9 protein-coding genes are annotated in these 15,545 nt (G+C 72.0%); 4 read left to right on the top strand and 5 right to left on the bottom strand.

Going from position 1 to position 15,545, the window contains the following annotated elements; genetic code table 11:
* Nucleotides 1–744 precede the first annotated feature (744 nt).
* A complete protein-coding gene (locus ABII15_RS19960) occupies nucleotides 745–1,047 on the top strand; it encodes an immunity 53 family protein (protein WP_353943691.1) in 303 nt (100 codons plus the stop codon).
* A 287-nt stretch (nucleotides 1,048–1,334) separates the two neighbouring features.
* On the opposite strand, the gene ABII15_RS19955 is transcribed toward ABII15_RS19960, so the two are convergent.
* Entirely contained in the window at nucleotides 1,335–5,714 is a 4,380-nt protein-coding gene (locus tag ABII15_RS19955) for a hypothetical protein (protein WP_353943690.1), read from the bottom strand.
* 56 nt (nucleotides 5,715–5,770) lie between these two features.
* Between ABII15_RS19955 and ABII15_RS19950 the strand changes: the two genes are divergently transcribed.
* Nucleotides 5,771–6,220: a hypothetical protein gene (locus ABII15_RS19950; protein WP_353943689.1), complete on the top strand. Its 450-nt coding sequence runs from the start codon at nucleotides 5,771–5,773 to the stop codon at nucleotides 6,218–6,220.
* On the opposite strand, the gene ABII15_RS19945 is transcribed toward ABII15_RS19950, so the two are convergent.
* Nucleotides 6,183–7,394 (bottom strand): MFS transporter, encoded by a 1,212-nt coding sequence (locus ABII15_RS19945; protein ID WP_353943688.1) that lies wholly within the window; start codon nucleotides 7,392–7,394, stop codon nucleotides 6,183–6,185. The two genes, ABII15_RS19950 and ABII15_RS19945, sit on opposite strands and share 38 nt — an antisense overlap.
* 135 nt (nucleotides 7,395–7,529) lie before the next feature.
* Between ABII15_RS19945 and ABII15_RS19940 the strand changes: the two genes are divergently transcribed.
* The gene (locus tag ABII15_RS19940; protein ID WP_353943687.1) at nucleotides 7,530–10,625 is read left to right on the top strand and encodes a BTAD domain-containing putative transcriptional regulator; all 3,096 of its coding nucleotides are present in this window, start codon (nucleotides 7,530–7,532) and stop codon (nucleotides 10,623–10,625) included.
* A 10-nt stretch (nucleotides 10,626–10,635) separates the two neighbouring features.
* On the opposite strand, the gene ABII15_RS19935 is transcribed toward ABII15_RS19940, so the two are convergent.
* Nucleotides 10,636–10,962 (bottom strand): cupin, encoded by a 327-nt coding sequence (locus tag ABII15_RS19935; RefSeq protein WP_353943686.1) that lies wholly within the window; start codon nucleotides 10,960–10,962, stop codon nucleotides 10,636–10,638.
* Between the two features lie 42 nt (nucleotides 10,963–11,004).
* On the bottom strand, nucleotides 11,005–11,922 hold the full coding sequence (locus ABII15_RS19930) for a LysR family transcriptional regulator (RefSeq protein WP_353943685.1): 918 nt from the start codon (nucleotides 11,920–11,922) through the stop codon (nucleotides 11,005–11,007).
* A 182-nt stretch (nucleotides 11,923–12,104) separates the two neighbouring features.
* Here ABII15_RS19930 and ABII15_RS19925 point away from each other — a divergent pair, with 182 nt between their 5' ends.
* Nucleotides 12,105–12,872, top strand: coding sequence for a sulfite exporter TauE/SafE family protein (locus tag ABII15_RS19925; RefSeq protein ID WP_353943684.1), 768 nt, complete (start codon nucleotides 12,105–12,107; stop codon nucleotides 12,870–12,872).
* 1 nt (nucleotide 12,873) lies between these two features.
* Here ABII15_RS19925 and ABII15_RS19920 read toward each other — a convergent pair whose 3' ends face one another.
* Nucleotides 12,874–15,471, bottom strand: coding sequence for a GNAT family N-acetyltransferase (locus ABII15_RS19920; RefSeq protein ID WP_353943683.1), 2,598 nt, complete (start codon nucleotides 15,469–15,471; stop codon nucleotides 12,874–12,876).
* Nucleotides 15,472–15,545 lie beyond the last annotated feature (74 nt).

The raw sequence follows: 15,545 nt of genomic DNA, 5'->3' as shown, positions 1-15,545 counted from the left end.
CACAGTCCATGGTGGATCCTGTGGGTATCCGTTGGTCATCAACTACGCATACCGCATCAGGGTTCTCCTGGTGTCTGAGATTGCACTTTTGTGTCTTCCCAGGTTCGGAAGCAGATCATCCATGCGAGGACTGACAGAGGCACGCCGTCGGTCACCTACTTTCGGCGCTCTCTGACTCATCACGGGGCCACGAGGACAGGACCGTCTCAGTGTCCTGCCTGCCAGCACAGTCTCAACTGCAGTCTCATCCGTGCACGTTCACGGGCGTTCAACAGCCAGTCAGAGACGGCCTACCTCCCATTGCCGAACGCCCATGAACGACCACGGATGCACCCCCGCAGAGTTGGAAAGCGTGTTGGGGGCAACCCCTCACGAGTTCGAATCTCGTATCCTCCGCCGGCAGAAGGCCCGGACCGTGTCACACGGCCCGGGCCTTCGTCGTTGTCCGTCTCAGTTGCCGTCGGCCGGCGCCGGGTAGGAGCAGGCACCGATCCCGGCCGCGAGCACATCGTGGTGAGGGGGCTCCCGCCCGGTCCGCTGCAGGGGTAGCGGAGTCGGACGACGGGACGGATCCTCCCTGTTGTTCATGCGCGGCTTCGACGAGCCCGACGCCCAGGAAGTGTCCCTGGGCGTGGACACGCACTGCCTTGTCACACCTGACCAGGGCACTGCCTAGGGCTGCGTGAAGTCGCTGAGTCGGCCCGTGAGGCACGTGGTCCGGTGCCCGCGCCTAGGATTCCCGTCATGGACAGCGTCGAGCACCCCTTCGACTGGCTTCAGCGGTGGTACGCCGAGCAGTGCGACGGTGACTGGGAGCACTCGTGGGGGGTCAGGATCGGCCCGCTGGACAATCCCGGGTGGGCAATCGAGATCGACCTCGAGGAGACCTCGCTCGAACGCACGGCGTACTCCGCCGAGCCCATCAGGCGAAGCGAGACCGACTGGATCTTCACCCGCGTCGAGGCGCTCCGTTTCACCGCCTCATGCGGGCCGGGCAACCTCACCGAGGTACTCGCGATCTTCCGCAAGTGGGCCGAGGGTGCATAGCGACCGATCATGTCCACCTGTGGAGTGAACGCCGCTGACCGCTCCGCAGAGAGCTACGGATCAGAAAGGCCGCCGCTCGCCGTGGGTGTCGAGCACATCGGTGCAGCGCCGTAGCTGCGCCCGGCGCCGAAGTCAGCAGCATCGCCAGACACACTTGAACGCCGGTGGACAGCCTCGTGCGTGACCCCGAGCGGCACCAACAGCAGCATGATGTGCATCACACCTCCGGCCGTCCCGTTCGCCCGCGTTCCAAAGCAGCCGCTCGCGCTTCGGGCATTGGACCCGCCTTACGGCTGACCGAGTTCGACCGCCCACGCCTCGGGACCGTCGTAGCGGAAGGCGATCAGCGCGGTGACAGGCCAGTTCTCGTGCACGCCTCGGACGAGACCGGCCCGGCTCGGCACGGTGAACGCTTGGATGCCACGACCGAAGTCGATGGTTCCGGAGGCCCGGCTCCTGATCTGGGAGATACGGCCCTGGAGGCGGGTCAGGTAGGTGGGCGGCGGCTCTCCCTCTCGGCGGTTCCATTGCTTCAGGTCCTTGTGGGAGACCAGACGGCCCAACTGCTCGCCGTTGCCCAGCCACTCGTAGGCGGTTGAATGGCGATTGGCGAAGCCAGTCGCGCGGTCACGACACCTGTTCAGCTTGGAGCGGTACTCATCGATGGCTGTGTCCTGGCCTTCAAGAACGCGCAGACAGGCGAGGACGTAGTCATAGAACAGGGCGTCGCGAGTGGATTCCGTTCGGGCCCAGGTGGCCACGTAGTCGGCCGCGCGGTCGAGCGAGGCCGGCAGGAATCGAGCTGCCTGCAGCCACTCGCGCAGGCTCGTGAAGTCACGTGGGTTGTCCACAAGGTTGGCGCTCAGAAGCTCGACCGCCTGGCTCACGTCCCGCGGCTGAGCGGCACGCCACGACCCGGCGCGCTGCCGGTACGCACGGGCAAGTCGGCGTCGCACCGGCGGCTTGTACGTATCGGCACGGGACAGGAGGTTGCGCCAGCCCTGCAGTAGCGCCTGATAGTTGTCGTAGAGCTTCTGCAGTTCGACCTCTGTCTCTTCCGCCCGATGGGACGGCCGATCCGAGCCGCGAATCTCCAGCACCGCGTCCAGAGCGTTCTCGGCCTGCTCCAGTAGCGCTCTGTACGCACCGGAGGTCTGACGGACCAGGAACTCCGTATAGGTGGCGGCCTTGGACTGGGCGAACCCGAATTCGATGACTCGGACACACATCTGCGCCAGGGCGATGTGACCGTACTCGCTGGAATCGTCCAGCTCTGTGGCCTTCTCGAAGGACGCCCGGGCGGATTCCACGAGCTCCAGGATCCGGCGCTCACGGATCTTGACGTCCTCGTAGGAGTGAGTCCGGTTCTCGATCACAGACCTGATCTCGTTGCGGAAGACCATGCCTCGCATGTGGTGCAGCGACGAGTCGCCCGGAGCCAGCGTGATCGCCTTGTCCACAGCGTTCAAAGCTCCCCGGAAGTCACCGGAGTCGTAGGAGAGCAGACGACCGTAGTGGCCCCAATAATGCGATTCTTTCGGGAACGTCTGCACCAGGGCGTGCATCACCTGTTTGCGTCCGGGCACGGTCATCTCCTGAAGCAGCTCCGTAAAAGCGCCGGTCCGCTGGAACTCCACCGGCTCCCGGGCGTCCCGCACGATGAAGAGACGGTCGAGCAGGATCTTCATGTCATCCGGGAGGCGGTTCTGAAACACCCGGCCGGCTTGGAGAATGAGCGCCTCGCACCAGCCCGGCACTGCGGCCTTCCAGTCTTCGGGACCAGTGGTCGTACCAGGCGGCACCAATAGCTGACGCAGAACCTCCTCGGCAATCAGGCTGTGCGACAGCCGCCACATGCCGGGACTCTCTTCGGTGAGCAACGGCAGCAAGTGTTCGTCGACGTGGGCACGGAGGTCCACGTCATCAGCCGGCGCGACTCCGAGCAGCTCCGTGAACAGGTCGGAGGGGATCGGAACGCCACTGAAGCGATGAGCGAGGGCAAGCAGTATGCAGATCTCCCGGTCGACATCAATGACCTGATCGAGGAACGGGGCGACGTATCCCGGCAGGCCCTCGAACTCCTCGTTGAATGCGGTCAGAGCGAAGAAGAACGGAACGCTGTGAGCAGACTCCTCAGCGACCAGATTGAGGAGGGCTTCCTCCCGGTCCGGTGCCAGATCGGTGAAGTGCCGGGCCATCTCGAGCCGGTCGCTCCGTTTCATCGGCCCGACCCGCAGACTGCGCTGAGGGGACGTCTGGACAACCCCGTGAACGACAGAACTCCGGCGTGCGGTGATCAGCAGAACGACCGGCACACTGCTCGCCCGCAGCAGTTCGTACAGCCGGTCCTGGGATGACTCGGACAGGAGCTCCAGCAGCAGAAGGACGGGGCTTCCCGTCTCGCTCGACAGGTCTGCCGCCAGCTGGGAGAGGACCGCCTCGTCCTGGGTGCCACGAGCCACCACCGTGGGGAACTCGTCCTTGAGCGTCCACGCGACCCGGCGGGCGATGGTCGTTCCCCCGGCACCCGGGCTGTGGGCGAGCATTACCCGGAGAGTGTCCCGCTGCTCCAGAGCCGACCGCACCTGGACGGTGAAGTCCTCGGTGATCGCCCGTGGCAGGTCGAGGTGGAGATCCAGCTCGAACCAGGAGATGGGACGGCCTCGGTAGAAGGCCCCGACCTCGAACTCGCCCGGCTCCGACTCGACCCCCACCTCGGAGTGCAGCAGTACGGCGGCGTCCTCGAATCGCGACAGCAATTCGGCGGGGACTTCGACGAATGTCTTGTCGGCCGGCACCCTGGGCCGGCGGCTCTGCGACTCCGCCGGCGCGGGCTTGGGCAACGCTTCGAGCAGGTCGGCGGGTCCACACGCAAGCAGCTCGGCATCATATTCGGCGAGGCTTCCCTCACCAGTGCCGGAGACCGAAATGACCTTCGCCCGGTCCTCGAAAACGTCGATGCAGGCCTCGACCAGGGATCTTTCAGCGCTGCCGCCTTCGCCGAAACAGACGACCGTGGCCGGCCGGCCAGAGTGCCGGTTGAGCGCTTCGAGCGAATCTCGTACGAATGGAAGATATCTCGAACGCCAGCGGCGCAGATCCGCGGTCGGAGGAAGTGGATCCGCATCACGGACTCCCGCTGCCGCGATCCAGTTGGTGCTATTCCGGCCGAACATCATTTCTTGGTCACGCAGTTGGAGTCGATGAATTCGGCCCCCGCCGGCCGAGGTGGCCACCTTCCAACCGCCGACCACATCGGTGTCGGGGTTGAGCTCCACCACCAGGTTCCAACCGAGTTCGGCGAACTTCTGGAGTGCTTCACCGCTGAAAGCCGCCGAGTCGATCACCGCGATGGTCGTACGGCGGGCACTCCAGCGGTCGCAGACGTCAACCAGGCGATCGACAGCGGCCGAAACCTCAGGTGCGGCCTCAACCGCCTGGGCGAGGCTGCAGTGGGGCGCTGTCGCCGCGGGCGCCTGCACGCCGTGCTCTTCCAGGAACCGCCCCAAGGAACTGCAGGCCAACTGGTAGCACCAGGAACGCTCCTGAGATCCGACCGTCGCCTCGCGGGTCGCGAACAGCAGCGCGTTCCCCGCCAGAGACAGGAGATACTGGTCCTGCCAATCGTCAGGCATCGAGAGCTGTTTGGCATACGCCTCACCAGCCTCGGCGATGTCGTTCGAAAGATTGCCCAGCCCCACTATGTGGAGCCCGGCCTCAAGGTCGGCCTCCGGGTCGATCAAGAATTCAGACAGGAGAACACGCTGACGCTCGGTCAATTCTGGCAACTCGCGCAGAACGAGAGCGAGCGTCAAGTGAGTGATGTCCCGGGAGAGCGGCGCATCTGACCGGTATCCCGAAAGGTCGATCAGCCGGTAGGCCTTGGCATCGACGGTTGGTGACATCGGCAGCAGAATGTTGTCGGCATGAAGATCACCGTGTGCGCGGCCGAGGATCGCGAGCACGTGGTCGCTCTCCAGCTCGTCCCAGTCGAGGCGTTTCAGCCAGGCGACGAGGTTCGGTACGGTTCCCCCGGTCGCGAAGGTGACCCACAGCGGCAACTGCTCTTCCGCGGGCTCGTAGACCAGTTGCTCGGCCAGCTTCGAGACCGGGCCGTTCTCGTCCGTCCTTGTGCCCACATGGTCCAGGACGAAGTCCCGCGCTGCCATGCGCCGGATTTCAGTCGGCGCGGGGTTCCATTCGCTGAGGATCGAACGTGCCACGACACTGACGATGTCGGGTAGTTCACGCCCCCGCAGGGTGGCCGACAGCGGCCTGACATCACGGAAGCTACCGCCGGCGATCTCCTGGAACATCACCTTGATGCCGCCTTGGACGCTGACAGGCTCCACCGGCTGCCTCACCAGATGGTGCTCCGCGAACCCCTCGGGGGCGTCCTCGAGCGCCTTGGTGTGCTGGCCGGGCTCCCGACCACCGGCCGCACCCTGAGGGCACACCTTCATGACGACCTTGCCGTTGAAGGCCGTTCCGGTCAGCGCGACTGCCGCCAGGACCGCGGTGCTCTTGCCAGGAGTGAGCCATCGGTCGAAGACAATGCGCGTGGCGTGTTCGTCCTGCCACTTCTCGAGCTCGGATGCGACCGCATCGCCGACCCCGGCCTGCTTCAGAATCGCCGCTAACCCCAACTCGGGTTTTTTCGGGTCCACTTCAGGCTCCCCCGTCCCTCCGCCCCATGCGTTTGAACACGTTAGTGCTTTCGGCGATGGATGGGACCGGTGCGCACCATGTTCGACACGACACCGATACCTGCATCGCCCGGCTGGTGGCGAAGGTGCTCCAGGTGTCGGCGTTCGCGGCGCCGATCGCGTACCACGTGGAAGGGGCCCACCGGGCTCCGGACAGCCGACGGGTCGTCTGGGCGTCGGCCGGAATCGGGCTCGTGGTACTCACGTCCTGGCATGCGCAGACGTGGTCCGGCGTCCGGTCCCTGGTGCTCTGGTTCTCGGTGAACTACGTCTTCTCCTGCCTGGTGGCGCTGCTGCTGGGCCTCTGCGTGGGCCAGCAGCGGGCCGCCGTCGCCGGGCTCGTCGAGCGGGCCGAGCCCGCGTCCAGCGCGGTGAACACGTCCAGGGGCAGGGCCTCCCGCACCCGGATCTCGGCCTCGGGCAGCCGGGTCAAGGCCGGGGGAAGCCGTGGGCGCGGGAGGCGGTGATCACTGCCAGGACCGGTGTCAGGAGCAGCGGCACCGCCCAGGGGAGCGCGGCCGGTCCGGAGAGGTGGAGCAGGACGCCGCCCGCGACGCCGCCGCCCGCCATCGCGACGTTCCAGAGCGTGACCAGCAACGCCTGTGCGGAGTCGGCCTGTTCGCCGCCCGCGCGGCCCGCCGCCGTCTGGAGCAGCGTCGGGATGCCGCCCCAGCCCAGGCCCCACAGCGCGGCCGCGACACAGACCGGCGCGGCGGAGCCGCCGGTCAGCGCGAGGAGGATCGCGGCCGCGGCCACCAGGACGGTCCCGGCGAGCGTGAGCCCGCGCAGCCTGCGGTGGACGAGGGCGCCGACGGCCCAGATGGACAGCAGCGAGGCCGCGCCGAAGACCAGCAGGATCAGGTCGGTCGAGCCGCCCAGGCCGATGTCGTCGAGGAACGGGGCGATGTACGCGTAGAGGATCGTGTGCGCCAGGACGAAGACCAGGGTGACGGTGAGGACGGCGGGGACCCCGGGGACGCGCAGGGCGTGCCGCATCGGGGTGCGGGCCGCGCGTTCCCGGCCGGGGTGGTCCGGGACCGTCAGCCGGATCCAGGCGAGCAGGACCACCGTGAGCCCGGTCATCGCCAGGAACGCGGTGCGCCAGCCGAGCGTCGTGCCGAGGAAGGTGCCGGCCGGGACGCCGAGGGAGAGCGCCACGGGGATGCCCGCCATGGCGATCGCGATGGCCTTGCCCTCCAGGTCCGGCGGGGCGAGGCGGCGCGCGTAGCCGGCCAGGAGCGCCCAGGCGAGACCGGCGGCGACACCGGCGACGAAACGGGCCGTCATCGTCAGGGCGTACGAGGACGAGAGCGCCGTCACCGTGTTGGCGACGGCGAACCCGGCCATGGCCGTGAGCAGGAGGCGGCCGCGGTTCCAGCCGGCCGTCGCGGCGGTGAGGGGGATCGCGGTGAGGAAGGTGCCGGCGGCGTAGACGGTGACGGTCTGGCCGGTGGCCGACTCCGTGGCGCCCAGCGAGCGGCTCATCGCCGGGAGCAGGCCCGCCGGGAGGGTCTCGGTGAGGCTCGTGACGAAGACGGCGGTGGCCAGGGCGAGGAGGGCGGGCAGGGGCAGTTTCGTCGGCGGTGGGGCCGCTGCCTCCGGTGGCTGCTGCGAGGTCCCTGTGGTCGTCGTGTCAGACATGGTCCGCTTCCCTGCCGGGGTTCTGGTGGGCGGGAGCGATCCTGTCCCCGGGCGGTTCGGGGACGCTGATGAAGTACTGATGACGGCTGCCGCCGGGCGCCGTGGGAGCGCGGGGCCCGGCGTTACCGTTTCCCCATGTGGTTCGGGGTGTTGGGGGGACTCGTCGTCCGGGAGCGCGGCGGCGGGGACGCGGTCGGGGTGCCCGAGCTGAAGGTGCGGGCGCTGCTGGCCGTGCTGCTGGCGCACGAGGGGCGGGTCGTCTCCGTGGACCGGCTCGTGGAGGACCTGTGGGGCGCGCGGCCGCCGGGCAAACCGGCCAACGCGCTTCAGGCCAAGGTGTCCCAGCTGCGCCGGGCCGTCGGCCGCGCGCGGGTGGTGCGGCAGGCGCCGGGCTACCGGCTCGACCTGACCGGCGCCGAGGTGGACGCGGTGACGTTCCGGGACCTCGTGGAGCGGGCGCGGGCCGCCTCGGATCCGGCACGACGGGTCGAACTCCTCGACTCCGCGCTGGAGTTGTGGCGCGGACCGGCGTTCGCCGACTTCGCCGACGCCGACTTCGTACGGGAACCGGTGCGGCGGCTGGAGGAGGTGCGCCTGGTCGCGCTGGAGGAGCGGGCCGCCGCCCGGATCGCGTCGGGGCGGCACGGGCTGGTCGCCGGTGAGCTGGGCGGGCTCGTGGCCCGGCACCCGCTGCGGGAGCGGCTGCGGGCGCTGCACATGCGCGCCCTGTATCTCGCCGGGCGACAGGGCGAGGCCCTCGCCTCGTACGAGGAACTGCGCCGGGTTCTCGCACGCGACCTGGGGGTGGACCCGACTCCGGACCTGGCGTCCCTGCACACCCGGATCCTGCGGCACGAGCCCCTGTCCCCGGACGGCCCCGCGCAGCCTGCGGACGCCCCCGCGCCGCACCTCCCGGCCCCACCGACCCCCCTCATCGGCCGGGACCGGGATCTCGTCGAGGTCCGCGCTCTCCTCGCCGGGAACCGGCTGGTGACGCTGACCGGGCCGGGCGGGGTGGGCAAGACCCGGCTGGCGGTGGCGGCCGCCCGGCGGGCCGGTGCGCCCGGCGGCGTGTGGCTCGTCGAGCTCGCGGGGCTGCCCGGCGGCAGCGACGCCGACGATCTCGCGCAGGCCGTCGCCGCCGCCCTCGGCCTGCGCGAGGACGCGCCCCACGCGGGCCCGCCCGGCGACGCGCCCGTGCGGCGGCTCGCCGCCGCCCTGCGCGAGCGCGACGGGCTCCTCGTCCTCGACAACTGCGAGCACGTCGTCGAGGCCGCCGCCGAACTGGCGTACGTCCTGCTGCGCTCGACCTCGCGGCTGCGCGTCCTCGCCACCGGCCAGGAACCCCTGGGGCTGACCGGCTCCGGGGAGGCCGTGCGGGCCGTGGAACCGCTGCGGGCGGCCGACGCCGTCAGCCTGTTCACGGCGCGGGCCGCCGCCTCGGCGCCCGGGTACGACCCCGCCGACGCCCCTGAGGCCGTCGCCGAGATCTGCCGCCGCCTCGACGGCATCCCGCTCGCCCTCGAACTGGCCGCCACCCGCGTACGGGCCCTGGGCGTACGGGAACTGGCCGCGCGCATCGACGACCGGTTCCGGCTGCTCGGGGCACGGCAGCGCGGCGTGCCCGCACGGCAGAGCACTCTGCGGGCGGTGCTCGACTGGAGCTGGGAGCTGCTCGGCGGCCCGGAGCGGACCGTGCTGCGGCGCCTTGCCGTGCACCGGGACGGCTGCGCCCTGGACGCGGCGGAAGCGGTGTGCGCGGGCGGGGAGGTGGCCCGCGAGGACGTCCTGGATCTCGTGACGCGCCTGGTCGAACGGTCCCTGGTCGTGGCCGTGCCCGGTCCCCGGCCGCGCTACCGGCTGCTGGAGTCCGTCGCCGCATACGCCCTGGAACGGCTCACGGGCCAGGAGGACACCGCCGTACGGGACCGGCACCTGCGGTACTACCTCGGGCTCGCGGAGCGGGCCGCGCCCCGGCTGCGCGGCGCCGGCCAGCAGGAGTGGCTCGGGCTGCTCGACGCCGAGGCCGGGAACCTGCGGGCCGCCCTCGACACGGCGGTCCGCGCCGACCCCGACGCGGCGCGGCGGCTCGGCGCGGCGCTCGCCTGGTGGTGGCTGCTGCGCGGCCGCCTCACCGAAGGACACCGGGCCCTGTCGGCGCTGCCCGACCCGGCCCGCGACGGTGAACTGCGTGCGCTGACAGGCGCGTTCGCCCTGCTGACCGGGGCCGTGGGCCCGGCCGCCGCCGCGCTCCCGGCGGACGGTGTGTCGGCCCCCACGTCCTGGCTCTGCGCCTACGCCCTGTTCCACGGCGGCGCCCCCGACGCCTGCGGACGCCTGCTCGACGCGTGCCCGCCGCCCGGGGACGACACCTGGGCCACCGCCGCCACCCTCGCCCTGCGCGCACTGCACGCCCTGATCCGCGGCGACCTGTCCGCGCTGGAACGGGACGGCCGCCGCGCGGCCGCGCTGCTGCGGGAACGCGGCGACCGGTGGGGCGAGTTGCAGACCGTCGGGCCGCTCGCCGCGCTGGCCGAGATCCGGGGCGACTACGAGGAGGCGGAGACGCTCGGCCGGGCCGGGCTCGCCCTGGCCGAGGAGCTCGGGCTCGCCGCCGAGGTCGCGGCCCGCCTCTCCGGGCTCGGCCGCGTCGCCCTGCTGCGGCACGACTGGGCCCGCGCCCGCGACCTGCACGAACAGGCGCGGGCCCGGGCCGTCGAGCAGGGCTACCGGTACGGGGAGGTGCACGCCGAGATGGGGCTGGCCCTCGGCGCCCGCCGTGCGGGTGACCTCGACGCGGCCCGGGCGCACCTGGTCCGGCTGCGCGACGGCCACGGGGACGTCTCCTCCCCCGCCGGCGACCATCTCTGCGCCGCCGAGTTCGGGTTCCTCGCCGAGCTGGACGGCGATGCCGTCGCCGCCCGCGCCCACCATCTGCGCGGCCTGGCCGCCGCCCGGGTCCTCGCCGAGCCGCGCGCCTACGCGCTGACGCTGGAGGGGCTGGCCGGGGCGGTGTCCCTGGCGGGCGACGCGGCGGGGGCCGCGCTGCTGCTGGGCGCGGCGGACGCGGCCCGGCGGGGTGTCGGGGCGCCGCTGCCCGCGGCGGAGAGCGGCGACGTGGAGCGGATCACGGCCCGGGTCCGCGGCGCCCTGGGCGGCGCGCTGTTCGGCGTACGGTTCCGGGAGGGCGCCGCGCTGGAGCCGGAGAAGGCGCTCGGCGCGGTGCTGTGAGCGGGCCGGGTCAGGCCGTCACCGCCGTCAGCAGCACCACCGCGTCGGTCAGCGCCACCAGCCCGTGCCGCTCCTGGGGGATCGGCCGCAGATCGCCCGCGCCCAGTTCCACGTCGCCCGAGACGGCGGTCAGGCGGACGCGGCCGGTGAGGATCTGGAGGGCGGCCGCGGGCGGGGCGTTGTGCTCCTCCAGGGCGTTGCCCTCCACCAGGGCGATGACGCTCTGCCGCAACTGGTCCTCGTGCAGAATCAGTTCGGCGCTGCGGCCGTGCGGGGCCGAGCGGGCCGCGGCCAGGTGGTCGTCGGCGAGGGCGGCGAGATGGTGTGTGGTCGTCATGGGGTCAGCGTGGCCGCGGCGGGCGGCGCGCGCGAGACCGTGTCAGCCGTTCGGGCGCACCGTGGCGCCGGGGCAGCTGGCCTCCACCAGGTCCGCGAAGGCGCGGGCGGGCGGCGACAGCGCGGCCCAGCGGCGCACCGCCCAGCCGACCTGGAGCGGCGGCAGGCAGGGGACGGGGACGAGGACGAGCCCGGGGTGGCCGGGGCCGCGCAGGCCCGGCAGATCGGGGACGACGGCGTGGCCGAGACCGAGCTGCGCCAGGTGCGCGGCGGTGTCCCAGTCGGCGATGCCGGTGCCCGCGGCCGCCGCGCCCGCGATGCCCAGCTCGGCGAAGCGGTCGTTCAGATGGGAGCGGGACGTGGAGTGCTCGGGCGGCAGGATCAGCTGCGCCGAGTCCGCCAGATCGGCCGGTTCGACGGACAGCCTGGCGGCCAGCGGGTCGTGCTCCTGCACGGCGAGCACCCAGGGCAGCTCGACCACGGGCCGCAGCTCGATGCCGCGCTCGACGGGCCCCATGGTGATCCAGGCGAGGTCCAGGTCGTGCGCGGCCAGCGCCTCGAAGCAGCTGCGGCTGGAGCTGACCGTCTGGAACTCCAGGCTGATCTGCGGGTGCCCGCGCCGGTAGGCGACGATCGCCTCGGCCATGAAGTGCCGCACCGAGGTGGCGCCGGTGGTCACCCGCACCGAGCCGCTCGCGCCGCGCGCCAGGTCGTCCAGGCGGCGCAGCGCGTCGTCGAGGGCGCCGATCCCGTCGGCCGCCGCGGCGCGCAGGATCCGGCCGGCGGGGGTGGGCACGACCCCGCGCGCATGCCGTTCGAGCAGCCCGATGCCGGTCTCCTTCTCCAGCCGCTTGACGTGCTGGCTGACGGCGGACTGCGTGCAGGAAAGGTCGCGTGCGACGGCGCTGAGACTGCCCGCGCGGCAGACGGCGACGAAGACGCGGAGGTCGTCGAGGGTCACACCGGCTGAAGCTACAGCTTGGGTATCTGCAAGAAAACCCGAGGATTGACTTGGATCGGGCGCGCGGAGCACGATCGTCGGCGGGACGGCCCAGGGCGGCAACCCGTCACGGAGGTCGCGAACTCCGGGCGGGTGCCGACCCGTTGAGGCGACCTGTTTCTACCGGTGAGGAGCGGCGAGCGGTGGACGTGATGGAAGCGGTGGCGATCGGCGCCGCCGGGGTCGCGGCGGGCGGCATGAACGCGGTGGTCGGCTCCGGCACCCTGATCACGTTCCCGACCCTGCTCGCCTTCGGCTACCCGCCGGTGCTCGCGAACGTCTCCAACAACGTGGGCCTGGTGCCCGGGGTGCTCTCGGCCGCGTACGGCTACCGGCGCGAACTGCGCGGCCAGCGGCGGCGGTTGATCCGGTTCGGCGCCGCGTCGCTGCTCGGCGGGCTCGTGGGGGCGCTGCTCCTGCTGCGGCTGCCCGACGCCGCGTTCCGCCGCATCGTGCCGGTCCTGATCCTCACCGCGTGCGTCCTCGTCCTGGTCCAGCCGCGGCTGAACCGGTGGATGAAGGCGCGGCAGGACCAGAGGGGGGCCGCCCGTACCGACGGCGGTGTGCCGATGTGGCTCGGCGTCCTCGGTACGGGCGTCTACGGCGGCTACTTCGGGGCCGCCCAGGGCGTGCTGCTCATGGGCATGTTCGGGGCGGTGCTCCGCGACGACCTGCAACGCCTGAACGCCGCGAAGAACGTGCTGGCGTCGCTGGTCAACGGCATCGCCGCCGTCGTCTTCATCGCGGTCGCCGACGTCGACTGGGCGGTGGCGGCGCTGATCGCGGCGGGCTCCACGGCGGGCGGCCTGCTCGGCGCCCGCGTGGGCCGCAGGCTGCCGCCGACCGCGCTGCGGGCCGTCATCGTCACGGTCGGCGTCACCGCCTCGGCCCTGCTGATCGCCCGCTCCTGAACTACCTTGTGTAGAGCGCCAGTTGGGCGCGCTTCTCCGGCAGGTACACCTCGGGCAGGTCCACCTCCGGCAGCACGATCCCGCCGACGAGCTCGAACCCGGAGCGGGCGAACAGCGCGATCGCCTTGTCGTTGCGAGCGTCCGGCTCGACGACGATCCGCTTCGCGCCGAGCCCGTCGAGCGCGTACGAGACGAGGACGTCGGCCAGGGCCCCGGTGAACCCGTGCCGGGCGCCGGTCCTCCCGGCGGGCGGCCCGACGAGCAGATGCACGCCGATGTCCCCGTCCCGCACCTCGTAGCACTCGCTGACCCGGTCGGCCTCCGGCTCGTACGTCTGGAAGAGCGCGACCGGGACCCCGTCGAGGCGGACCAGGAAGGCGTGGTGGGTGTCGAGGGTGTCCATGTGCGCGTAGATGTCGCGGACGGCGTCGCGGTCCAGGCCGGTCATCCCCCAGAAGACGGCACGCTCCTCGCGCACCCAGCCGTGCAGCACGTCGATGTCGGCGCCGGCCGGGTCGACGGGCCCGAGCCGGAAGGTGCCGAAGCCGTCGACAGCACGCTCGTACACGTCCAGCACTGGGGTCTCCTTGCTCGGGGTGAGCCGGTCGAAGTCGGTGACGACCGGGGCGGGTTCGCCGCGCAGCCACAGGGGCAGCTGGTCGCGGTGGTGGGGCGTGCCGGGGACGCCGGACGCGCCGTGCGGCACGATCCAGCGGCTGTTGTCGCGCCGCGCGAGGTCCCACACATAGCGGGCGGCGGGCCCGCGCGCGGCGAGGTCGGTGATGCCGGGCACGCTCGACGTGGACAGCACGCAGTCGTGGTCGCCGCCGAGGGCGGGCCGCTCGGCGCCGTGGTCGGGCAGCGCCTGCCAGGCGGCGAGCCGGTGCAGCTCGCCCCAGGTCGCCTCCGCCGCGCCCGCGACCTCCTCGACCGCCTCCCGGACGGCCGTGAGCCGGTCCCCGTACGGGAGCCGGTCGGCCGTCAGCAGGTTCTCCAGGCCGTACGCGACGCGCGGTACGAGCGCGAGCCAGGGCCGGAAGACCTCCGGGTAGCCGGGGCCCAGACCGGTCAGGGTCGCGAGGGACGGATGGGCGGCGATCCGCAGCACGACGGCGGACCGGACCCGGGCGTACGCGGCGGCGCGCACGCTGCCCGACTCCATCCGCCGGTCCCAGTTCAGCAGCGACGCGCGCAGCCGGGCGGCCTCCGGGGAGAGTCCGTCGAGGCACTCGACCAGGTCGAGAAGGGGCTTGGCGGAGGCCAGCGCAGTGTCGGTGTGCACGGCGGCCATGTCCGCGGCGGCCCAGGTCTCCCGTCCGGCGAGCAGTTCGGCGATGCGGCGGGCGCGGTGCGGCGGTGCGAACTCGGTGCCGAGCGGCGCGGCCAGGGAGCGCTCGTTGGCCATGACGGCGACGCCGTCGACCTCGGCGCGCGGCAGCGGGTCGTGGACGCCGCGCCACGCGTACCGCTCCTCCCACGCGGGCACCACCCGCACCCCGTTCTCCGGGTCGCGCACGGGCACGGTGCCCGCGACCCGGTGCAGCAGGCCGCCCTCGGTGTCGGCGGCGAACACGACGTTGACCGGCTCGGCCCAGCCCTCCAGGGCCCGGTCCACGTCGGCGACGGTACGGGCGCGCAGCAGCGCGGGCAGCGTGGCGAACCCGAGGTTGCCGAAGACGCGGGCGGGCTGGCGCAGGCTGATGCCCTCGCCCTCGTCGGGCCCGCCGATGACGACGACGCCGCGCTCGGTCTCGACGACCTCCACGCCCTCTTCCACGTGCGCGTGGGCCGGGCGCCAGCCGTCGGGGCCCAGCGCCTCGACGCCGCCGTCGCCGGTGCGTCGCAGCCGCTCGCGGTACAGGTCCTGGTAGTCGGCCATGGCGTTGGTGATGGCCCAGGCGACAGAGCCCGCGTGCCCGAAGTGGCCGATGCCGGGGACGCCCGGCACGGCGAGGCCCACCACGTCGAACTCCGGGCAGGCCAGCCGGATCTGCTGGTAGACGCCCGGGTCCTCGATGTACCGGTGCGGGTCGCCCGCGATCAGCGCGCCGCCGTCCGCGGCGCGGGCCGCGTCTACCAGCCAGCCGTTGCTGCCCAGCGTGCCGGGGCCGTCGGTCGCGAACAGCTCCACCGCGTCGGCCCCGAGCCGCCTCACGACCTCGTCGCGCCACAGCTTCCCGGGGAACCCGGCGAACAGTACGTGCGTCGACAGCCACACGCCGAGCGGTGTCCACGGCTCCCAGCGGCCCGGCGTCGCGCCGGTCCGGGCGAACTCCGGGGCGCGGCCGCCGTGTTCGCGCAGGCCGTGGTTGACCCCGTCGACGTACGCGGCCACCCAGGCGCGGGTGTCCGGGTCGAGGGTGTCGAGGCAGCGGCGGGCGGTGTCCGCGAGCCGGGCCCGCCGCGCGAAGGCGTCCCAGCCGGCCTCGCCCGCCCCGAGCAGCCCGGCGGAGGTGCCGAGCATCCGGTACCGCTCGACCTCGATCTGCCAGCCGCGGTCGGCGGCGGTCACGTACCCCTGCGCGTACGCGAGCGCCGACGCGTCGTCCGCCCGCAGGTGCGGTATCCCCCACGCGTCCCGGAAAATCTCGAAGTTCACCGTTCCCCCACTCGACTTCCCTCTTTATTAGGTGAGCCTAACCTAATCTCCACATGTCGGAACCGCGCGGGTGG

This window comes from Streptomyces sp. HUAS MG91, assembly GCF_040529335.1.
GTDB classification, from domain to species: domain Bacteria; phylum Actinomycetota; class Actinomycetes; order Streptomycetales; family Streptomycetaceae; genus Streptomyces; species Streptomyces tabacisoli.
The sequence above is the reverse complement of the archived record's forward strand: the minus strand, read 5'-3'. Positions and strand labels throughout refer to the sequence as shown.